The 20717-nt window shown below is 58.6% G+C and carries 20 protein-coding genes; 10 read left to right on the top strand and 10 right to left on the bottom strand.

The features are described 5' to 3' along the window. Nucleotides 1-59: 59 nt before the first annotated feature. The gene (gene trpE, locus KGB20_RS06910) at nucleotides 60-1541 is read left to right on the top strand and encodes an anthranilate synthase component I (RefSeq protein WP_090451734.1); all 1482 of its coding nucleotides are present in this window, start codon (nucleotides 60-62) and stop codon (nucleotides 1539-1541) included. 218 nt (nucleotides 1542-1759) lie between these two features. Here trpE and estP read toward each other — a convergent pair whose 3' ends face one another. Then, nucleotides 1760-3670, bottom strand: a complete 1911-nt coding sequence (gene estP, locus KGB20_RS06905; RefSeq protein ID WP_154947866.1) for an esterase EstP — start codon at nucleotides 3668-3670, stop codon at nucleotides 1760-1762. Between the two features lie 408 nt (nucleotides 3671-4078). On the opposite strand from estP, the gene KGB20_RS06900 reads away from it, so the two are divergent. The 4 genes from KGB20_RS06900 (at nucleotide 4079) to KGB20_RS06885 (ending at nucleotide 7412) form a co-directional block, all read left to right on the top strand. Continuing rightward, nucleotides 4079-4672, top strand: coding sequence for an aminodeoxychorismate/anthranilate synthase component II (locus KGB20_RS06900; RefSeq protein ID WP_007906885.1), 594 nt, complete (start codon nucleotides 4079-4081; stop codon nucleotides 4670-4672). Nucleotides 4673-4681: 9 nt separating this feature from the next. Next, nucleotides 4682-5731 carry an anthranilate phosphoribosyltransferase gene (gene trpD, locus KGB20_RS06895; RefSeq protein ID WP_154909861.1) on the top strand — a complete coding sequence of 350 codons (1050 nt, stop codon included), beginning with the start codon at nucleotides 4682-4684 and terminating at the stop codon, nucleotides 5729-5731. Further along, nucleotides 5728-6564: an indole-3-glycerol phosphate synthase TrpC gene (trpC, locus tag KGB20_RS06890; protein WP_090451728.1), complete on the top strand. Its 837-nt coding sequence runs from the start codon at nucleotides 5728-5730 to the stop codon at nucleotides 6562-6564. The genes trpD and trpC overlap by 4 nt, the downstream gene beginning before the upstream one ends. Before the next feature lie 146 nt (nucleotides 6565-6710). Beyond that, entirely contained in the window at nucleotides 6711-7412 is a 702-nt protein-coding gene (locus KGB20_RS06885) for a biotin/lipoate A/B protein ligase family protein (RefSeq protein ID WP_154861052.1), read from the top strand. 10 nt (nucleotides 7413-7422) lie between these two features. Here the strand turns inward: KGB20_RS06885 and crp are convergent, their stop codons facing one another. Next, nucleotides 7423-8067: a cAMP-activated global transcriptional regulator CRP gene (gene crp, locus KGB20_RS06880; RefSeq protein WP_154861053.1), complete on the bottom strand. Its 645-nt coding sequence runs from the start codon at nucleotides 8065-8067 to the stop codon at nucleotides 7423-7425. A 247-nt stretch (nucleotides 8068-8314) separates the two neighbouring features. Between crp and KGB20_RS06875 the strand changes: the two genes are divergently transcribed. Further along, nucleotides 8315-8737, top strand: a complete 423-nt coding sequence (locus KGB20_RS06875; protein WP_008061600.1) for an OsmC family protein — start codon at nucleotides 8315-8317, stop codon at nucleotides 8735-8737. A 239-nt stretch (nucleotides 8738-8976) separates the two neighbouring features. Continuing rightward, complete coding sequence (speD, locus tag KGB20_RS06870; RefSeq protein WP_057713089.1) at nucleotides 8977-9768, top strand: adenosylmethionine decarboxylase; 792 nt, start codon at nucleotides 8977-8979, stop codon at nucleotides 9766-9768. Nucleotides 9769-9940: 172 nt separating this feature from the next. Here the strand turns inward: speD and coq7 are convergent, their stop codons facing one another. The 6 genes from coq7 to hemJ all read right to left on the bottom strand — a co-directional run bounded on the left by coq7 (nucleotide 9941) and on the right by hemJ (nucleotide 14572). Then, nucleotides 9941-10588: a 2-polyprenyl-3-methyl-6-methoxy-1,4-benzoquinone monooxygenase gene (gene coq7, locus KGB20_RS06865; RefSeq protein ID WP_008051652.1), complete on the bottom strand. Its 648-nt coding sequence runs from the start codon at nucleotides 10586-10588 to the stop codon at nucleotides 9941-9943. Between the two features lie 225 nt (nucleotides 10589-10813). Continuing rightward, complete coding sequence (locus KGB20_RS06860; protein ID WP_057713090.1) at nucleotides 10814-11152, bottom strand: histidine triad nucleotide-binding protein; 339 nt, start codon at nucleotides 11150-11152, stop codon at nucleotides 10814-10816. Between the two features lie 80 nt (nucleotides 11153-11232). Beyond that, nucleotides 11233-12021, bottom strand: coding sequence for an SDR family NAD(P)-dependent oxidoreductase (locus KGB20_RS06855; protein ID WP_032829767.1), 789 nt, complete (start codon nucleotides 12019-12021; stop codon nucleotides 11233-11235). A gap of 61 nt (nucleotides 12022-12082) precedes the next feature. After that, entirely contained in the window at nucleotides 12083-13048 is a 966-nt protein-coding gene (locus KGB20_RS06850) for a DUF805 domain-containing protein (protein ID WP_223532183.1), read from the bottom strand. 93 nt (nucleotides 13049-13141) lie between these two features. Further along, on the bottom strand, nucleotides 13142-14110 hold the full coding sequence (locus KGB20_RS06845; protein WP_154909859.1) for an NAD(P)H-dependent flavin oxidoreductase: 969 nt from the start codon (nucleotides 14108-14110) through the stop codon (nucleotides 13142-13144). A gap of 33 nt (nucleotides 14111-14143) precedes the next feature. Next, nucleotides 14144-14572: a protoporphyrinogen oxidase HemJ gene (hemJ, locus tag KGB20_RS06840; RefSeq protein ID WP_223532181.1), complete on the bottom strand. Its 429-nt coding sequence runs from the start codon at nucleotides 14570-14572 to the stop codon at nucleotides 14144-14146. A gap of 135 nt (nucleotides 14573-14707) precedes the next feature. On the opposite strand from hemJ, the gene argC reads away from it, so the two are divergent. Together argC and erpA are read left to right on the top strand one after the other, a co-directional pair. Continuing rightward, nucleotides 14708-15742: an N-acetyl-gamma-glutamyl-phosphate reductase gene (gene argC / locus KGB20_RS06835; protein WP_007980174.1), complete on the top strand. Its 1035-nt coding sequence runs from the start codon at nucleotides 14708-14710 to the stop codon at nucleotides 15740-15742. A 166-nt stretch (nucleotides 15743-15908) separates the two neighbouring features. Then, nucleotides 15909-16259 (top strand): iron-sulfur cluster insertion protein ErpA, encoded by a 351-nt coding sequence (erpA, locus tag KGB20_RS06830; RefSeq protein ID WP_007906865.1) that lies wholly within the window; start codon nucleotides 15909-15911, stop codon nucleotides 16257-16259. 68 nt (nucleotides 16260-16327) lie between these two features. Here erpA and KGB20_RS06825 read toward each other — a convergent pair whose 3' ends face one another. Together KGB20_RS06825 and KGB20_RS06820 are read right to left on the bottom strand one after the other, a co-directional pair. Next, nucleotides 16328-17419 carry an anhydro-N-acetylmuramic acid kinase gene (locus tag KGB20_RS06825; protein WP_154909858.1) on the bottom strand — a complete coding sequence of 364 codons (1092 nt, stop codon included), beginning with the start codon at nucleotides 17417-17419 and terminating at the stop codon, nucleotides 16328-16330. A 3-nt stretch (nucleotides 17420-17422) separates the two neighbouring features. After that, on the bottom strand, nucleotides 17423-18847 hold the full coding sequence (locus KGB20_RS06820; RefSeq protein ID WP_154909856.1) for a peptidoglycan DD-metalloendopeptidase family protein: 1425 nt from the start codon (nucleotides 18845-18847) through the stop codon (nucleotides 17423-17425). Nucleotides 18848-19058: 211 nt separating this feature from the next. Between KGB20_RS06820 and tyrS the strand changes: the two genes are divergently transcribed. Continuing rightward, entirely contained in the window at nucleotides 19059-20258 is a 1200-nt protein-coding gene (gene tyrS, locus KGB20_RS06815) for a tyrosine--tRNA ligase (protein WP_008051666.1), read from the top strand. Nucleotides 20259-20717 lie beyond the last annotated feature (459 nt).

Genomic DNA, 20717 nt, shown 5'->3' with positions numbered 1-20717 from the left:
GCCGGTTTCCGGCGCGTTTGCATACCTGACTGTTCGATCCTCAAGCCACGAGGCACCTCATGATCCGCGAAGAATTCCTGCGTTTGGCCGCTGCCGGCTACAACCGCATCCCGCTTGCCTGCGAAACCCTGGCCGACTTCGACACACCGCTGTCGATCTACCTGAAGCTGGCCGACGAGCCCAATTCCTACTTGCTGGAGTCCGTACAGGGCGGCGAGAAGTGGGGCCGTTACTCGATCATCGGCCTGCCATGCCGTACCGTGCTGCGGGTTCACGATCATCACGTCAGCGTGACCGTCGATGGCGTCGAGACCGAAAGCCACGATGTGGAAGACCCGCTGGCCTTCGTCGAAACCTTCAAGGCTCGCTACAACGTGCCGACCATTGCCGGCCTGCCGCGTTTCAACGGCGGCCTGGTGGGTTACTTCGGCTATGACTGCGTGCGTTATGTGGAAAAGCGCTTGGGCAAGTGCCCGAACCCGGACCCGCTGGGTGTACCGGACATTCTGCTGATGGTGTCCGACGCCGTGGTGGTGTTCGACAACCTGGCCGGCAAGATGCACGCCATCGTCCTGGCCGACCCGTCCCAGGATGACGCCTTCGAGCAAGGTCAGGCACGCCTGGAAGAGTTGCTGGAAAGACTCCGTCAACCAATCACCCCACGCCGTGGCCTGGACTTCAGCAAGCAACAATCGGCTGACCCGGTGTTCCGCTCCAGTTTCACCCAGGACGATTACGAAAAAGCCGTCGACACCATCAAGGAATACATCCTGGCCGGCGACTGCATGCAGGTCGTTCCGTCTCAGCGCATGTCGATCGATTTCAAGGCGGCGCCGATCGATCTGTATCGCGCGCTACGCTGCTTCAACCCGACGCCTTACATGTACTTCTTCAACTTCGGCGACTTCCACGTCGTTGGCAGTTCGCCGGAAGTACTGGTGCGGGTCGAAGACAACCTGATCACCGTGCGCCCGATTGCCGGCACCCGTCCGCGGGGAGCCAATGAAGAGGCAGACCTGGCGCTGGAAGAAGACCTGCTGTCGGACGACAAGGAAATCGCCGAACACTTGATGCTGATCGACCTCGGTCGAAACGACACCGGTCGCGTATCGGAAATCGGCTCGGTGAAGCTCACCGAGAAAATGGTCATCGAGCGTTATTCCAACGTGATGCACATTGTGTCCAACGTCACCGGGCAACTGAAAGCCGGGCTGACGGCCATGGACGCACTGCGGGCGATTCTGCCGGCAGGCACCTTGTCCGGTGCGCCGAAGATTCGCGCGATGGAAATCATCGACGAACTGGAGCCGGTCAAGCGTGGCGTCTACGGCGGTGCGGTCGGTTACTTTGCCTGGAACGGCAACATGGACACCGCCATTGCGATCCGCACGGCGGTGATCAAGAACGGCGAGCTGCATGTACAGGCCGGTGGCGGCATCGTCGCCGACTCGGTGCCGGCGCTGGAATGGGAAGAAACCCTGAACAAGCGCCGCGCGATGTTCCGCGCCGTTGCCCTGGCCGAACAGACCCCGGAAAGCTGAGTTCACCGCTAACCTTGTGGCGAGGGAGCTTTTGTGGCGAGGGGGCTTGCCCCCGTTCGGCTGCGAAGCAGTCGCAAACGCTGTCGACTCGATAAGGCTGAAAGAATGCAAAGGGTCGCTTTGCGACCCAACGGGGGCAAGCCCCCTCGCCACAAAATGTATTCACTCAAAAAAAACGCGGCGCCTGTGAGGGCGCCGCGTTTTTTATTGCCTGCACATCAGAAGTCCAGCGCAACACCTACGTTGATGCCTTGTTGGGTGAAGTCGTCGTCTTTGCGAATGTTATAGCTGGCGCGCAGTGCCAGGTCCTTGGTGAGGTTGTGGCTCACCCCCAGGTTCACACGTTGCAAGTGACTTTGCGGGGTGTAGCCTTCCAGCGTGAACTGGTTGTTCGGCAGGCTGTTGAGGTTGATGTCCACGTCCTGGGTATCGTCGTTGTACTCACGCTCGATTGCCGCTTCGCCGAACACCTGGGTTTGCGGGGTAATCTGGTATTTGCCCTGCAGGCCAGCGCCCAGGCGCCGGGAAATACGCTCCTGATCGGCAAAGGTCAGCGCCGTGGAATTGTTGCCGTCCTCCGAGTAACCATCGACTTGTACCTTGGAGAAGTCGGCGCTGACAAACGGCGACAGGTGCCAGGGGCTGCTGGCTTGTTGCGCAATGTCGTAACCCACGCGTGCGCTGAAGGCTTCGACGTAGCCGCTGGTATCGCCTTTTTCGCCGCGTTCGTTGACGCCCAGCTGGAATTTACGCTTGAGGCTGTCGTAATCCAGATGCCCGGCCGTCAACGCCGCGTCAGCCCACACACGGTTTTGCTGGTACTGGGCGAATGCCGTGCCCAGGTAAGTGTTGAGCTTGTAGTCGGAGTCGTTGTTGCCGGCTTCGAGTTCCTGATTATAGAAACCGGCGACCAGACCAACACGCCAGGCATCGTCGAGACGATAGCTGCCACCGATGTTCAGGTTGGCGCCGTTGCCGTCGGCGCTTGCCACGCTGTCCTGACCGTCAAAGTCCTGATGCTGTCCGCCGCCGGAAACAATGGCTCGCCATTGGCCGACACCTTGCCAGTTTTCCCAATCGGCCAGCCACTGGTTGCGCAATTCATCCTGATGCGCGCGCACGGTGCCCTGGGCCATTTCCGGCAACAGGGTCAGCTCCCACGGCGCCGCCAGCAGGGAGTACGCGTAATCGGCGATCAGGCGCTGCCCGGCTTCGGTGGGGTGCACCGAGTCGTTGTAGATCAGCTTGGTCGGGTCCGGCGTGGCGCTGTTGATGCCGTAGCGGGCGTTCTCGGTGCAACCGCTGCCGCTGAAGCAGGTGGTGATGAGGTTCTGGTCGGTGGCCAGGCCAAACTGTGCCGGGTTGGCGAACGTCTCTTTGAGCAATATCGGAATGTTCAGCGGGATGACTTCGGCATTGATGTTTTGCAGTCGGCTTACCAGTTCAGTGTTGAACTGGGCGCTGAGCTGGGACGTGAACGCTTGCAGCGGGGTGCCGTTGAATGCGGGGGTAAAGCCGATATCGGGTAGCAACCAGACCATGACGTATCTGGCGCCGGCGGTTTGCAGCGTCTGCACGCTATCGGCCAGGCGGTCGGCGGCGGCACTGGCCTGTGGCAGGCTGGTGACGCGTCCTTGCAGGAAGTCGTTACCGCCACCTGACAGGTAATACAGTGCGTTCGGGTCGGCACGGAAGTTATTGGATGGAAGATAGCCGGCCCGGGTGCGTTCGCCGGTGGCGGAGGTGCTGGTAATCGAATCAAGAATCTGGTCGGTACGGTAGCCGCCTACAGCCCAGTTGTTACCATCGGGCTGGCCGTTGCTGGCGCGTACCGCCGAAGATGATGAAGCGGTCTGGTCCGCCGAGAACCCCAGTTTTCCGCCCAGAATCTGTGTGGAGTTGAGCGAGCGGACTTCGCCGCTGCCATCCAGGTACACCGGCCCCGTCCGGTTGGTGAAGCGCTGCGTCGCCCCGGCAGGCCCGCCCGTGTCGGCAAAGGTCCCTGCATCGTTGAGGCTGTCCCCGAAGACAACGAAATTTGTATAAGGATTAGGTGCGGCGTTCGCCTGGGCGCATGCGATCGCGAGCAAGCATCCTGCGAGCGGTACAAACAACGTCTGTTTGATCATGAGCAAGTCCGTTTATTTATTGTTTTAGTGAACGAAACGACAGTACCAAAAACTTCCGGCCTTTTGCCATCTGTCGCGAAGCCTTTGATAGTTTCGCGGGCAGCACCCCCGGTGATATTGCGCGCTCTGCCCAGCTAAGTTACTGTGCCGGGACGTACGAACGAGACCTTCCCCGTGTTGATCATCAGTAAACTCCTGGATCAAGTCATCAAGGCACACGCCCGCTGGCGTTGGCGCGCCTGAATTCTTTTGCCGGCTTCGCCGGACCTGTACCGCTTTGCCTTCTTTACCTGTTTGAAATGCCGCTTTGCTGGCGCTACACCGGCACCTGACAAAGTGCAGCGCTCTGCGGGTAAATCATTCGAAGGCCATCTTTAAAGTCAGTGAATTCAAGAGGTTCTTAACGCCATGTTGCTGATGATCGATAACTACGACTCCTTTACCTACAACGTTGTGCAGTACCTGGGCGAGCTCGGCTCCCAGGTTAAAGTCGTGCGCAACGATGAACTGACCATCGCTGAAATCGAAGCCCTCAACCCTGAACGCATCGTTGTGTCCCCCGGTCCTTGCACCCCGACCGAAGCCGGCATCTCGATTGAAGCGATCAAGCATTTCGCCGGCAAACTTCCGATTCTTGGCGTCTGCCTCGGCCACCAATCCATCGGCCAGGCTTTTGGCGGTGATGTGGTGCGCGCCCGCCAAGTGATGCATGGTAAGACTAGCCCGGTATTTCACGAGGACAAGGGTGTATTCGAAGGCCTGAATCGTCCGCTGACGGTGACCCGCTATCATTCATTGATCGTCAAGCGCGAAACCCTGCCCGATTGCCTGGAGCTGACCGCCTGGACCCAGCTCGAAGACGGCTCGGTCGACGAGATCATGGGCCTGCGTCACAAGACTCTGAACATCGAAGGCGTGCAGTTCCACCCTGAGTCGATCCTCACCGAACAGGGCCACGAACTGTTCGCCAACTTCCTCAAACAAACCGGCGGCACGCGCTAAGGACTTTTCATGAACATCAAGACAGCCCTGAGCCGTATCGTCGATCACCTCGACCTCAGCACCGATGAAATGCGCGATGTCATGCGCGAGATCATGACCGGGCAATGCTCGGATGCGCAGATTGGCGCGTTCATGATGGCCATGCGCATGAAGAGCGAAAGCATCGACGAAATCGTCGGTGCCGTGTCGGTGATGCGCGAACTGGCGGACAAGGTCGAACTCAAGACCCTCGACGGTGTGGTCGATGTGGTCGGCACCGGCGGTGACGGTGCGAACATCTTCAACGTGTCCACGGCTTCTTCCTTTGTCGTCGCGGCGGCCGGTTGCACCGTGGCCAAGCACGGCAACCGTGCGGTATCGGGCAAGAGCGGCAGTGCCGATCTGCTGGAAGCCGCCGGTATCTATCTGAGCCTGACCCCGGTGCAAGTGGCGCGCTGCATCGACAACGTTGGCATCGGTTTCATGTTTGCCCAGACCCACCACAAGGCCATGAAGTACGCCGCCGGTCCGCGCCGCGATCTTGGCCTGCGTACGCTGTTCAACATGCTCGGCCCGCTTACGAATCCGGCCGGTGTGAAACATCAGGTAGTGGGCGTGTTCACTCCGGCGCTGTGCCGGCCATTGGCCGAGGTCTTGCAACGTCTGGGCAGCAAACATGTGCTGGTAGTGCATTCGAAAGATGGTCTGGACGAGTTCAGTCTCGCCGCGCCGACTTTTGTTGCCGAGCTGAAAAACAACGAGATCACCGAATATTGGGTCGAGCCGGAAGATCTGGGCATGAAGAGCCAGAGCCTGCACGGTCTGTCGGTTGATGGCCCGGAAGCTTCGCTGGCGCTGATCCGCGACGCATTGGGCAAACGCAAAACCGAGAACGGCCAGAAAGCCGCCGAAATGATCGTGCTCAATGCCGGTGCCGCACTGTACGCGGCCGACCTTGCCAGCAGCCTGAAAGAAGGCGTTGCCTTGGCGCACGATGCGCTGCACACCGGCCTCGCTCGAGAAAAGCTTGAGGAACTGGGTGCATTTACCGCGGTATTCAAAGTGGAGAATGAGGGATGAGTGTACCGACGGTTCTGGAAAAGATTCTGGCGCGCAAGGTTGAGGAAGTCGCCGAGCGTAGCGCTCGCGTCAGCCTCGCCGAGCTGGAAAATCTGGCCAAGGCGGCCGATGCACCCCGAGGTTTTGCCAAGGCGTTGCTGGCCCAGGCCAAGTTGAAGCAACCGGCAGTCATTGCAGAAATCAAGAAAGCCTCGCCGAGCAAAGGCGTGATCCGCGAGAACTTCGTTCCCGCCGACATCGCCAGAAGCTACGAGAAGGGCGGTGCGACCTGCCTGTCGGTGCTCACCGATATCGATTATTTCCAGGGCGCTGATGCCTACCTGCAGCAGGCCCGTGCGGCATGCAACCTGCCGGTGATCCGCAAGGACTTCATGATCGATCCGTACCAGATCGTCGAAGCTCGTGCACTGGGCGCCGATTGCGTGTTGTTGATTGTCTCCGCACTGGATGACGTGAAAATGGCCGAGCTGGCGGCCGTGGCCAAAAGCGTCAATCTCGATGTGCTGGTTGAAGTGCACGATGGCGATGAACTGGAGCGCGCGTTGAAAACCCTCGACACGCCGTTGGTCGGGGTCAACAACCGTAACCTGCACACCTTCGACGTCAGTCTGGAAACCACTCTCGACCTGTTGCCGCGTATCCCGCGTGATCGTCTGGTGATCACCGAGAGCGGCATCCTCAACCGCGCCGATGTCGAGCTGATGGAAATCAGCGACGTCTACGCGTTCCTGGTCGGTGAAGCCTTCATGCGTGCCGAAAGCCCGGGTACCGAGTTGCAGCGCCTGTTCTTCCCTGAGCGCGGTGTGCCCGTCAGCGGCTCGACCCTCGACTGATTACCCGCAGATCGAGTTGACCTCTTCGCGAGCAAGCCCGCTCCCACACAGGAATTTGCTAATACCAGAAATCCACAGTGGGAGCGGGCTTGCTCGCGAAGGCGGCATAAGATGCACTACAGACTTCATGTCCTACGGAATAGCTTATGACCTCACCTATCCCCCTGACCATCGAAGCTGGCCTGCAAGCCGAGCAGGATCTGTTGGCCTCGGTTTGCGCCGGCGACGCGGAGTTCGGCGTGCTGTTCTGGCAGCCGAGCGATCGGGCGCTGGTCATGCCGCGCCGTTTGAACCGCCTGCCCGGTTTCGAGGCTGCATGTGAAGTGTCGGCGGCGGCAGGTTGGCCGGTGTTGTTGCGTGAAACCGGTGGCGAGCCGGTGCCGCAATCTGCCTCGACCATCAACATCGCACTGGTTTACGCGCCGCCGCGCAGCGAAGGGGATCTGAATCGCATCGAAACCGGTTACCACCGTTTGTGCGATCCGATTTGTCAGTTGCTGGATGAGTTGGGTGGTACTTCGTCCCTGGGTGAAATCGAAGGCGCTTTCTGTGACGGTCGCTTCAACGTCAACCTCGATGGACGCAAAATGGTCGGAACCGCCCAGCGCTGGCGCCAGAGTCAGGGTGGGCAGCGTCCGGTAGGACTGGTGCACGGAGCGATGCTGATCGATAACGAGCGAGCGTCGATGGTCGCCGCGGTCAATCGTTTCAACGAGGCCTGCGGTCTGGAGCAACGGGTACGCGCCGAAAGCCACATCGCGCTGCATGAGAAGTTCGCGGCACCCCATGCACTGGCACGTCTGGACGAACTCTACCGGTTGATGCTGGCGCAGATGTTCAGCGGCTAGGTTTTCGAGCTTATCGCGTACCGAAGACCACCATGGTCTTGCCTTTGACGTCCACCAGGTTGCGTTCTTCCAGATCCTTGAGCACGCGACCGACCATCTCCCGCGAACAACCGACAATCCGCCCGATTTCCTGACGGGTCACCTTGATTTGCATGCCATCGGGGTGCGTCATGGCGTCTGGCTGTTTGCACAGCTCCAGCAGACAGCGGGCGACTCGACCGGTTACATCAAAGAATGCCAGGTCACCGACCTTGCGCGTAGTGTTGCGCAGGCGCTGTGCGATTTGTCCGCTGAGGACGTAAAGAATATCCGGATCCTGCAGGGACAACTCGCGGAATTTCGCGTAGCTGATTTCTGCGACTTCGCATTCAACCTTGGCCCGCACCCAGGCGCTGCGCTCCTGCTCCAGGCCGGCCTGCTCAAACAGACCCAACTCGCCGAAAAAGTCCCCGGGGTTCAGGTAGGAAATGATCATTTCCCGGCCGTCGTCATCTTCGATCAGGATGGTGACTGAGCCTTTGATGATGAAAAACAGCGTTTCCGAGCGGTCGCCGGCACAAATGATGTTGCTCTTGGCCTGATAACGGCGGCGCTGGCAATGCATCAACAGCTTGTCGACGTTCTTGATCTTGGGGTTGGGGGCAATAGCAACCATGGTTGTATCCCGAAAAGACAGCACGGAGTGTTTGGATTTTTGTAGGAACTGGCGAAGTCTGCGATCTTTTTAGTCGCTTCATAGCTGGCCATGCGCCAGCGAATTGGCGTCAGCTTAACAGACACTTCCTGCAATATTCGAGCATTTACCTACAAGGCGGTGGGATATGTCCTAGGATGCCGGGCGCTGTCAATCACGGGGCCTGTGCTAAGCTGGCGACCCTTTTTTATACAGTGGAGTCTTGGCGATGAAGGCACGCATCCAATGGGCTGGCGAAGCCATGTTCCTCGGCGAATCCGGTAGCGGTCATGTCGTGGTCATGGACGGTCCGCCCGATGCCGGCGGACGTAACCTGGGTGTCCGGCCGATGGAAATGTTGCTGCTGGGTGTCGGCGGTTGCAGCAATTTCGATGTGGTCAGCATCCTCAAGAAGTCCCGCCAGGCGGTCGAAAGCTGTGAGGCCTTCCTCGAAGCCGAGCGCGCGACCGAAGATCCAAAGGTGTTCACCAAGATCCACATGCATTTCGTGGTCAAGGGCCGCGGGCTGAAAGAAGCCCAGGTCAAACGTGCCATCGAGCTGTCTGCCGAGAAGTATTGCTCGGCCTCGATCATGCTCGGCGCGGCCGGTGTCGAGATTACTCACGACTACGAAATCATCGAGCTCGGTTGAATCGACATTCAACTATCATAAAAGCAGTGCAGACTCTGGCGATCCCAAGCTGACGTCTGCATAATGCGCCACTTTTTTCAGGGTAGTGGCCCGTCAGCCGACAGGCCTCGCACCCGAACAGACAACCAAAATCGCCATCGCGAAGAGGTGTTAACCGTCCTACGCAGGTGCGTTGTTCGCATCTGACGGGCATGCTTGATCACGCGGCCGGGCCGCAAACACATAGAGAGTTTTTAACGGTGAAAAGCAAACTCAAGCTCCACGGGTTCAATAACCTGACAAAGACCTTGAGCTTCAACATCTATGACATCTGCTACGCGGAAACTCCGCAAGACCAGCAGGCTTACGTCGAGTACATCAATAAAGAGTACAACGCGAAACGCCTGACGCAGATCCTCACGGAAGTTGTCGATATCATTGGTGCCAACATCCTGAACATTGCCAGTCAGGACTATGAGCCACAGGGCGCCAGCGTCACGATTCTGATTTCTGAAGAACCGGTGACCCCGACCGATAGCCAGATCGAAGAGTCCCCGGGCCCGTTGCCCGAAATCATCCTGGCCCACCTCGACAAGAGCCACATCACGGTGCACACGTACCCGGAAATCCATCCGGACGACGGCATTGCAACCTTCCGTGTGGACATCGACGTGTCGACTTGCGGGGTCATTTCACCGCTTAAAGCGCTCAACTTCCTGATTCACCAGTTCGATTCGGACATCGTGACCGTGGATTACCGTGTGCGCGGCTTCACCCGTGACGTTGAAGGCAAAAAACACTTCATCGACCACGAGATCAATTCGATCCAGAACTACCTCTCCGATGACACTTACGACGCGTACCAGATGACCGACGTAAACGTGTATCAGGAAAACCTGTTCCACACCAAGATGCTGCTGAAGAACTTCGAACTGGATAACTACCTGTTCGGCGACGCCACCAGCAACCTGTCCTCTGAGCAGCGCGCCCAGGTGACCGAGCGGGTGAAACACGAAATGCTCGAAATCTTCTACGCGCGCAATATGGCGTAAGATTTTCGGACACAAAAAAGGCGACTCCCTCACGGCAGTCGCCTTTTTTATGTCTTGCCCTTGTAGGAGCAAGCTTGCTCGCGATGGACGTTAACGATAACGCGTGTTTTCCGGGTAAACGCGTTGCCCTCAGGTTTATCGCGAGCAAGCTCGCTCCTACAAAAATCTGAAATCAGATCCGATAAGTACTCTTGGTCATCACCTTGGCCATCAGGCTCATCCCGAACTTCACCGGTGCCGGAAAGCGGAACCCGCCAGCATCCAGCGCACTTTCGGCATGTTGTTCTTCATCGATACGCATCTGTTCAAGAATCGCCCGGGATTTTTCATCCTCGGCCGGCAATTGCTCCAGATGTTCGTTCAGGTGTTTGCACACCTGGTCTTCCGTTGCCGCAACGAACCCCAGGCTGACTTTGTCGCTGATCAGGCCGGCCACTGCGCCAATCCCGAACGACATGCCATAAAACAGCGGATTGAGGATGCTGGTGTGGCTACCCAGTTGATGGATGCGTTGTTCGCACCAGACCAGGTGATCGATTTCTTCTTCGGCGGCATGCTCCATCGCAGCACGCACTTGCGGCAGCTTGGCGGTCAGCGCCTGTCCCTGGTACAGCGCCTGGGCGCAGACTTCGCCGGTGTGGTTGATGCGCATCAGGCCGGCAACGTGGCGCGTGTCTTCGTCGCTCATTTTCGCATCCGGCTGCACGATGGCGGGCGACGGACGGTACGGCTGGCCGCTGAAGGGCAGCAGTGTGCGCATCGCGGCATCGGCTTGCAGCAGAAGGCGGTCAATTGGCGAGTAGTGACGTTGGGTTGTCATGCTGACCTCCGGGGGAATTTCGGCGGCCAGTTTAACCCAATCGGCCGGGGAAGGTTTGCGCTGGGTCATTGTGATGCAGAGACTGTGACAGTGTCGTGATGCCTTTTGTGGGAGCGGGCTTGCTCGCGAAGAGGGTCTGACATTCAGCATCCATGCTGGCTGATACTTCGTCTTCGCGAGCAAGTCGGATCGCCGCACCGTCGCTCCCACAGGGGGAGGCAGCAATCAGCCCGGCGGCCAGTGCATCTGGCGCTGACCCAGTACGTGCATATGTATGTGATAGACAGTTTGCCCACCCAGTTCATTGCAGTTCATGACGACGCGGAAGCCGTCTTCGCAACCCAGTTCCTTTGCCAGGCGCTGGGCGGTGAACAGGATGTGCCCCGCCAATGTCTTGTCGTCCTCGGTCAGGTCGTTCAGGGTGCGAACGGGTTTCTTCGGGACCACCAGGAAATGTACCGGTGCCTGTGGGGCAATGTCGTGGAAGGCCAGAACCTGGTCGTCCTCGTAAATGATCTTCGCCGGGATTTCCCGGTTGATGATCTTGGTGAACAGAGTATCCACAGCTGTTTTCTCCGTTGTTTGGGCTGGCCTGAGTGTACTCATGGCGTATGCCTGCGCCCAGCCTTTTACCTTGGGTTGGATCAGCGCGGGCAGTAGGCCTTGTTGACCATGCCGGCGATTGTGCGAGTCAGCCACCGCGAGCCAAGCCGCGGCAGGAAGGCGAACCAGCGGTTGCGCCGCCCGGGAATGATGATCGCCTTGTTTTTTTCCAGTGCGCGCACGGTGTAGAGCGCCACTTCCTCGGGGCTCATCAGCAGTTTGCTGTTGGTCAGCTTTTCGCTGTCGAGTTGCGCGGTACGGAAAAACGCCGTGCGGGTCGGCCCGGGGCAGAGCACCGAAACCTTGATCGCGCATTTTTTCAGTTCGACGCGCAATCCTTCGGAAAAGTGCAGCACATACGCCTTGCTGGCGTAATAGGTGCTCATCCACGGCCCCGGCTGAAACGCCGCCACAGAGGCCACATTCAGAATCTGCCCGCCGCCTTGCAGGGCCATGCTGTTGCCGATGGCATGGCACAGGCGGGTGAGGGCGAGGATGTTCACTTCGATCAGGTCTTGCTCGGTCATCCAGTCCTGGGCCAGAAACGGGCCGCATGTGCCGATACCGGCGCAGTTGACCAGCAGATCGATTTGCCGGTCGCCTTCTTCCAGCTCCAGCAGGAATCCGGACAGGCGCAGCGGTTCGCCCAGGTCGCAGGCACGGAACAGCACTTCCACGCCGAACCGTTGGGTCAGTTCAATCGCAATACTTTCCAGCTGATCACGTTGTCGGGCCACCAGAATCAGGCTGCGGCCGCGCCGGGCCAGCGCTTCGGCCATTGCCAGGCCGATGCCGCTGGAGGCGCCAGTGATCAGAGCGTAACGGGTCATGCAGTTCTCCATCGCAACAGCTCCGCGCCGCGACGCAGGTGTCAGGGGCCAGGAGCGCTGTTCATTCTTTCGCAGAGTCTACAGGGGGCTGGGCCTCTTCGGCTGCATCGTCGGAGGAATTTGGCACCGGTTCGACCTCGACTTCGATTTCATCGGTGGTGACCGAACTGCTGTCGTAGCTGCTCTGGGCGGCGCTTTTGTATTCTTCCCGTATCGCCGTGAGACCACCGGCCAGCGAGCCGAACAGAACCAGCGCGATAACGATCAGCCACAGCGAAGACAGTACCTTGACTGCGGTACTGTTCGGCGGAGGGGGCGGGCCGTAGCGGTTGGCGGTGTCGTTGCCCGGCACAACCATGATCACGAACGGAAAGAAACTGCCAACGAACGGCACCAGGTTCAGCAGCCACAGCCAGCCGGACCAGCCGACATCGTGCAAACGTTGAACGGTGATCTGGATGCTGACGGATACAAATCCGATGAACAGGATAAAGGCCAGCAAGCTGCCCAATATCAGGCCGGCGGTCGAATCCGCGCCGATGATAGCCAGGGCGACCAAGGCAAACACCCCGCACACGGCCAGGAGCACAGTTGACAGCACCAGCGTCCAGGCGAGGTAGCGCAAGCGGCCGATACGGCCATCGAAACTGAAGGGTTTGAGCGTGGCGAATTCCGCTACGGCTTCGCCGACGGGCGCGCGCGGCGGCGCGTAAGGGGACTGCGGATCTGCAAAAGGCGCCTGGCTGCTGGCCGGAGCATGGTCATGAACGTCGGCGAGGTTCAGCTCGATCGGCGTTTCGGCTTCGATGCGGGCATCGATACCGGTTTTGCTCAGCGCCTGGAGATAGGTCTGGGCATCGGCGTGCGACAGGTTGCGTTTGAGCGCTACCGGACGCCCGGTGAACAGGCGCTCAATGGCCGTGACATCGCTTTTGAACAAATCGGCGAGATTGAGCTTTGCCGTGGTGATGTCGACACCGGGCAGCAAGGCACCCTCGAATACGATTTTGAAATGATTTTCGCCCATGTGCGAAGCATCCTTGTCGCGAGAGGTTGAAAGAACAATGTTGTGCCCGGACGAGTGTAAGTCCAGCCGGGCAAGACTGGCCAAGGTTTGCTGTCAGCGCGGCCAGCGTTTTGGCAACTGGGCGGCATGCTCCAGGGCCAGGCGGTACTCCGCGTCGAGGCGCGCAATCAACTGCTCGACACTCGGCAAGTCTTCGATTTCTCCCACGCCCTGGCCTGCAGACCAAACGGTCTTCCAGGCTTTGGCCTCATCGCTCACGGGTTTGAGCTTGGAACCGAAGTTGATCTCGCCCTTGCCTTGCAAGGCGGCCATGTCGAAACCGGCGGCCTCCAGGCTCTTGCGCATGAAGCTCGCGGGGACACCCGACACGGCTGGAGTATGGATGATGTCTGCCGCTTTGGATGTCAGCAGCATTTCTTTGTAGGCGTCGGGCGCGTGACTTTCGGTCGTGCCGATAAATCGTGTGCCAAAGTAGGCCAGATCCGCGCCGAGCAATTGAGCGGCAAGAATTTCGTGGCCGTGGTTCAAACAGCCGGCCAGTAACAGGGTCTTGTCGAAAAACTGGCGGATTTCGGCAATCAGTGAGAACGGGCTCCAGGTCCCCGCGTGTCCACCGGCGCCGGCAGCCACGGCGATCAAGCCATCCACGCCTGCTTCGGCCGCTTTCTCGGCATGACGACGAGTGGTCACATCATGGAACACCAGGCCGCCGTAGCTGTGCACCGCGTCGACCAGTTCTTTCACGGCGCCCAGGCTGGTGATCACGATCGGCACTTTGTGCTCGACGCAGATCTGCAGATCCGCCTGTAAACGAGGATTGCTGTTGTGGACGATCAGGTTCACGGCATAAGGCGCGGGATTCTCCATTGTCGCCAGCCCGGCTTCGATTTCTTCCAGCCAGGCCTTGAAACCGCTGCTTTCGCGCTGGTTCAGCGCCGGGAAGCTGCCGACCACGCCCTGGCGACAACAGGCGAGTACCAATTGCGGATTGGAAATCAGGAACATCGGCGCCGCCACCACGGGCAGACGCAAACGTTCTTCGAGCAGAGCGGGCAGCGACATTGGAAGTACCCCGGTAAGTTGTGCCTGGTGGATTTAGAGCGGCCGAACGACGACCAGAATTACGATAGCCAGCAATATCAGAACCGGCACTTCATTGAACCAGCGATAAAAGACATGGCTGCGGGTGTTCTCGCCACGGGCAAAACGTTTTACCTGGGCGCCGCACATGTGGTGGTAGCCGATCAGCAACACGACCAGGGTCAGTTTGGCGTGTATCCAGCCACCCTGGCTGAAGATGCCTGGATTGAGGTAGATGAGCCAGCCGCCGAAGATCAGCGTGGCGATCATCGCCGGGCCCATGATGCCCCGGTACAGTTTGCGCTCCATGACGCTGAAGCGTTCCTTGCTGATCGTGTCTTCACTTTGTGCGTGATAAACGAACAGTCGTGGCAGGTAAAACAGGCCGGCAAACCAGCATACGACGCTGACGATATGAAACGCTTTGAGCCACAGATAGAGCATTTTTGGTTATTCCCCAATTCACGGTAGTGGGAATAGTAGGGGGTTGAGCGTCCGCACGTCACCTTGACGGTTGTCGCAGGGGCGCGCGGCCCCTATTATCGACGGCTTTCCAGTGGGTTCGTTGAGGGCAGGTTTATGGTCAAGGTCGGTATCGTCGGCGGCACGGGTTACACCGGTGTCGAACTGCTGCGTCTGTTGGCGCAACATCCGCAAGCTGAGGTGGTTGTCATCACTTCCCGATCCGAGGCTGGCCTGGCCGTGGCCGACATGTATCCGAACCTGCGAGGCCATTACGACGGCCTGGCGTTCAGCGTTCCGGACATCAAGACCCTGGGTGCCTGTGATGTGGTGTTCTTCGCCACACCGCACGGTGTTGCCCATGCCTTGGCGGGCGAGTTGCTGGCGGCCGGGACCAAGGTCATCGACCTGTCGGCGGACTTCCGTCTGCAAGATGCGGATGAATGGGCCAAGTGGTACGGCCAGCCGCACGGTGCACCGGAGTTGCTGGACGAGGCGGTCTACGGCTTGCCGGAAGTCAATCGCGAACAGATCAAGAAAGCGCGCCTGATTGCCGTGCCGGGCTGCTATCCAACTGCAACGCAATTGGGTTTCCTGCCATTGCTCGAAGCCGGCCTGGCCGATGCCGCGCATCTGATTGCTGACTGCAAGTCCGGCGTCAGCGGTGCCGGTCGTGGCGCTTCCGTAGGCTCGCTGTACTCCGAAACGTCGGAAAGCATGAAGGCCTATGCGGTCAAAGGTCACCGTCACCTGCCGGAGATTCGCCAGGGGCTGCGTCGTGCAGCTGGCAAGGACGTCGGCCTGACCTTCGTTCCGCACCTGACGCCGATGATTCGTGGCATTCACTCCACACTCTACGCAACCGTTGTTGATCGCTCGGTGGACCTGCAGGCGCTGTTTGAAAAGCGCTACGCCAACGAACCGTTCGTCGATGTGATGCCGGCCGGCAGCCATCCGGAGACGCGTAGCGTACGGGGTGCCAACGTCTGCCGCATTGCGGTGCATCGCCCTCAGGACGGTGATCTGGTGGTGGTGCTGTCGGTGATCGACAACCTGGTCAAAGGTGCTTCGGGTCAGGCCGTGCAGAACATGAACATTCTGTTCGGGCTGGATGAGCGTCTGGGTCTGTCCCACGCCGGCATGCTGCCGTAAGCGTTATCGCGTACAGCAAAAGGCCCGTCTGACGGGCCTTTTTGCATTCCGGGCCGGCGACTGGATTGGTTGATATACCATAACAATAGTTGACCGCTTTTCTAGGAGAAGCGGATAATGCGCGTCATCACGCAATATGACGGCGTAACGCCGGGAGATAGTCAGCATGAGCGTCGAATCCTTCACCCCCACGGCTTTGCAATTCACCCACGGTGCCGCGCACAAGGTGAAGAGCCTGGTCGATGAAGAGGGGAATGATCGGTTGAAGCTGCGCGTATTCGTTACGGGCGGCGGTTGTTCAGGTTTTCAGTACGGCTTCACCTTCGATGAAGAAGTGGCCGATGACGACACCATCGTCGAGCGCGAAGGTGTGAGTCTGGTTGTCGATCCGATGAGCTTCCAGTATCTGGCAGGTGCCGAGGTGGACTACCAGGAAGGTCTGGAAGGGTCGCGTTTCGTCATCAAGAACCCGAATGCGACCACCACTTGTGGCTGCGGTTCTTCGTTCTCGATCTGATCGGCGCACCTGTTTCACAGAACGCCGCACGGCCTCAGGGCCTTGCGGCGTTTTGCTGTGTGGAGGGTTTATGCGGGGTAGATGGCGCCGAGGACCCGTAATCCACGGGCGCCGGTAACGCTTGGGCGATTGGCGGCGATGCCTTCGAGGCAGCAGTGAGCGAGCCAGGCAAACGCCATGGCTTCGACCCAGTCAGGATCGACGCCATATGCTGATGTGCTGCTGACTTTCGCCTTCGGCAGCAGACTGGCAAGGCGATTCATCAGTGCGGCGTTATGCGCGCCACCGCCGCAGACCAGCACTTCTTGAGTCTCTTTCTGGGCGCCTTGCAGCGATTCGATGATGGTCAGTGCGGTCAGCTCAAGCAGCGTTGCCTGTACGTCTTCGGCAGCGAAGGTCGGCAGCTGCGCCAGGTGCTGCATCAACCATGGCAGGTTGAAAACTTCCCGGCCGGTGCTCTTCGGGCCTTGGGTGACGAAGAAGGGGTCGCTGAGCAGTGCCTTCAACAGATCGGGTTCAACCTTGCCGCTGGCGGCCCATTGGCCGTCACGGTCATAGGTGTCGCCGCGCTGCTGATGAATCCAGGCATCCAGCAGCACATTCCCTGGGCCGCAGTCGAAACCGGTCACCGGTTTGCCGGGCTCGATCAGGCTGAGGTTGCTGAAACCGCCGATGTTCAGTACGGCACGGTTGCCGGCCCGCTCTTCGAACAAGGCTTCATGAAAGGCTGGAACCAGCGGAGCGCCTTGACCGCCGGCGGCTACGTCGCGGCTGCGGAAGTCGCTGACCACGGTGATACCCGTCAGCTCGGTCAGCAGCGCCGGGTTGCCGATTTGCACCGTGAAACCGCGCGCTGGTTCATGGCGAATGGTCTGGCCATGGCTGCCAATCGCGCGGATATCGTCAGGGATGAGGTGCTGTTGAGCGAGGAGGGTATTGATGCCCTGTGCCGCGAGCTTTACCCAGTTTTGCTGGGCGATGGCGGAACGGGCAATCTCGTCCGGACCGCTGGCGCACAAGCCAAGCAGCTCTGTACGCAGGGAATCGGGCATGGGGATGTAGTGCGTGGCGATCAGCCTGATCGCCGGGGTCTGCTCGATCAGCGCGATGTCCAGGCCATCAAGGCTGGTCCCGGACATCACACCTATATAAAGCGCCATGACTTAACGCTTGGCCGAAGCCAGCTGAGTGGCTTTTTCCTGGTCCATGCGCGCCATCAGCGGTTGGCTCTGTGCCAGGAAGCGTGCGCGCTCGGCTTTGGAGATTGGATCGGCCATCGCGACTTTCTGGCCCAGCGGGTCGACGTGCACGCCATTCACCTGGAACTCGTAATGCAGGTGCGGACCGGTGGAGAGACCGGTGGTGCCGATATAGCCAATCACCTGGCCCTGTTTCACCGTGCCGCCAGTCTTCACGCCTTTGGCGAAGCCTTGCATGTGGCCGTAGAGCGTGGTGTAGGTGTTGCCGTGCTGAAGGATCACGGTATTGCCGTAGCCACCACGGCGGCCGGCCAGCAACACCTTGCCATCACCGGCAGCCTTGATCGGCGTGCCACGCGGTGCAGCGTAGTCGACGCCTTTGTGAGCGCGGATCTTGTTCAGGATCGGGTGTTTGCGGCCCATGGAAAATTTCGAGCTGATGCGGGCGAAGTCCACCGGTGTGCGGATGAACGCCTTGCGCATGCTGTTGCCGTCAGCAGTGTAGTAACTGCTATTGCCTTGTTTGTTGGTGTAGCGCACGGCGGTGTAGGTCTTGCCGCGGTTGGTGAAGCGCGCCGACAGGATCGGGCCAGTGCCGACGGCCTTGCCGTTGACCACTTTTTGCTCGTAGATCACATCGAACTCGTCGCCCTGGCGAATATCCTGGGCGAAGTCCACGTCGTAGCCAAACACACTGGCCATGTCCATGGTGAGGCTGTGAGACAAGCCGGCCCGGGTTGCGGACTGCGACAGCGAGCTGTTGATCACGCCATGAACGTAAGCCGAGCGCACGGTTGGTTTTGCGGTAATGCGGTTGAAGGTATAGCCCTTGTCGTTCTTGGTCAGGCTGATGCTTTCGAGGTCGTTGAGCTTGCTGTGCAGGTTGGTCAACTGACCGTCAGGACTCAGTTCGAATTCGAGTTTTTGCCCGTGCTTGAGCTGGCTGAACTGCTTGGCCTGCTTGTCGCTGGCCAGCACGTCGTGCACTGAGGTGGCCGGGAGGCCGACTTTCTCGAACAGCGTAGAGAGGGTGTCACCCTTGGTGACGATCACTTCCCTGTGGCTTGCCGTCTTCTTTTCTTCGACGACCGGCACCGGTGCAGGTTCGGCTTGAGCGGTTTCCTGGGTGTCCTCGGCGCTGTTTTCGATCTGCGCGAAGGGGGAGGTTGCTGGTTCATTTGTGGCTTGAACGGCGTCAGCAGCGTCTTGTTCTTGTGTCAGTTGTTCAGCAGGGCTTTCCAGTTCAAGACTCAGGGTTGTCTTTTTGGCTTCGACATCGCTGGAAGGGAATACCAGGAGCGCCAGACTGAGAAGGGCGGCGATGCCACTTGCAGCAAGCAAGTGGGTCTTCGGGTAAAGCGGCGGCGCTTTAGACGATTCTGTGGTCATAAGTGGTTTTGACTTTGAAAAAGATGAATTGGAAAAGATGAATGACATGATGAAGATGAAATAACTGTATAAAATATAACCAAATCATCTCTGAAGCAAGTCCGCAGGCACTCTGTCTGCGGATTGGCGTCCGTGCGCCGGGCAAACCTTGTATTTGACGCGCGATCTTGTATGGTTGGTTCCCTTTGAATCTGAGCCTTGCGGGTCTGTTATGAAGTCGGTTGAAGAGCAGCTAGCGCTGATCAAACGTGGTGCGGAAGAACTGTTGGTCGAGTCCGAGCTGATTGAAAAGCTCAAGCGTGGCCAGCCGCTACGTATTAAGGCGGGCTTCGATCCAACGGCTCCGGATCTGCACTTGGGTCACACCGTGCTTATTAATAAGCTGCGCCAGTTCCAGGAGCTGGGGCATCAGGTGATCTTCCTGATTGGTGACTTCACCGGGATGATCGGCGACCCGAGTGGCAAGAGTGCCACGCGTCCACCGCTCACTCGCGAGCAAGTCCTCGAGAATGCCGAGACCTACAAGACTCAGGTCTTCAAGATTCTGGATCCGGCAAAAACCGAAGTGGCATTCAACTCCACCTGGATGGATCAGATGGGGCCGGCCGACTTCATTCGCCTGACTTCGCAATACACCGTGGCTCGTATGCTTGAGCGCGATGACTTCGACAAGCGCTACACAACCAATCAGCCAATCGCCATTCATGAGTTCCTTTATCCGCTGGTTCAGGGTTATGACTCTGTGGCTCTGCGCGCAGACGTGGAGCTCGGCGGCACCGATCAGAAGTTCAACTTGCTGATGGGGCGTGAGCTGCAGCGTGGTTATGGTCAGGAAGCCCAGTGCATTTTGACCATGCCGCTGCTTGAGGGTCTGGATGGTGTGAAGAAGATGTCCAAGTCCTTGGGTAACTACGTCGGCATCCAGGAGGCGCCGGGTGTGATGTACGGCAAGCTGGTTTCCATTCCGGATGCGCTGATGTGGCGTTACTTCGAGTTGCTCAGCTTCCGCTCCATGGATGAGATCAATGCGTTCCGCGCTGATGTCGAGGCGGGTGCCAATCCGCGCGATATCAAGATCAAGTTGGCTGAGGAGATCGTTGCGCGCTTCCATGGTGAGGAGGCTGCGGCCAATGCTCATCGTGCCGCCGGTAACCGTATGAAGGATGGCGAGCTGCCGGATGATCTGCCGGAAATCGAATTGACTGCTGCCGAAGACATGCCGATCGCTGCTGTCCTTAATAAAGCGGGGTTGGTTAAGAACTCGGCGGTGGCGCGAGATCTCCTGGGTTCCGGTGGTGTGCGTATAGATGGTGAGGTTGTCGATCGCACCTTTATATACGCATTGGGCGCGACCCATGTTTGCCAGGCCGGGAAGAAGGCATTTGCGCGTATTACGCTCAAATCCGAATAAAGCTGAAATAAGGGGTTGACGGCGAATTCTAGAAGCCTATAATTCGCCCCACTTCCGGCGCAGTCGAAACGGAAAACTCCTTGGTAAACAAAGAGTTACGCAGTTTTCGGCAGCAGGTTGCTTCAGTTCATCGAAGCACAAAGGGAGTTGAAAAAGAGGTGTTGACAGCAGCGTGTAACGCTGTAGAATTCGCCTCCCGCTGACGAGAGATCTGAAGCGCAAGTGGTTGAAGTTACAAAGGAAACTTTGAAAGCTTCTGAAAATAATCACTTGACAGCAAATGAGGCTGCTGTAGAATGCGCGCCTCGGTTGAGACGAAAGATCTTAACCAACCGCTCTTTAACAACTGAATCAAGCAATTCGTGTGGGTGCTTGTGGAGTCAGACTGCTAGTCAACAGATTATCAGCATCACAAGTTACTCCGCGAGAAATCAAAGATGTAACCAACGATTGCTGAGC

The sequence above is a fragment of the Pseudomonas sp. BF-R-30 genome (assembly GCF_019956175.1).
In the GTDB taxonomy this organism is placed as follows: Bacteria; Pseudomonadota; Gammaproteobacteria; order Pseudomonadales; family Pseudomonadaceae; genus Aquipseudomonas; species Aquipseudomonas jessenii.
The sequence above is the reverse complement of the archived record's forward strand: the minus strand, read 5'-3'. Positions and strand labels throughout refer to the sequence as shown.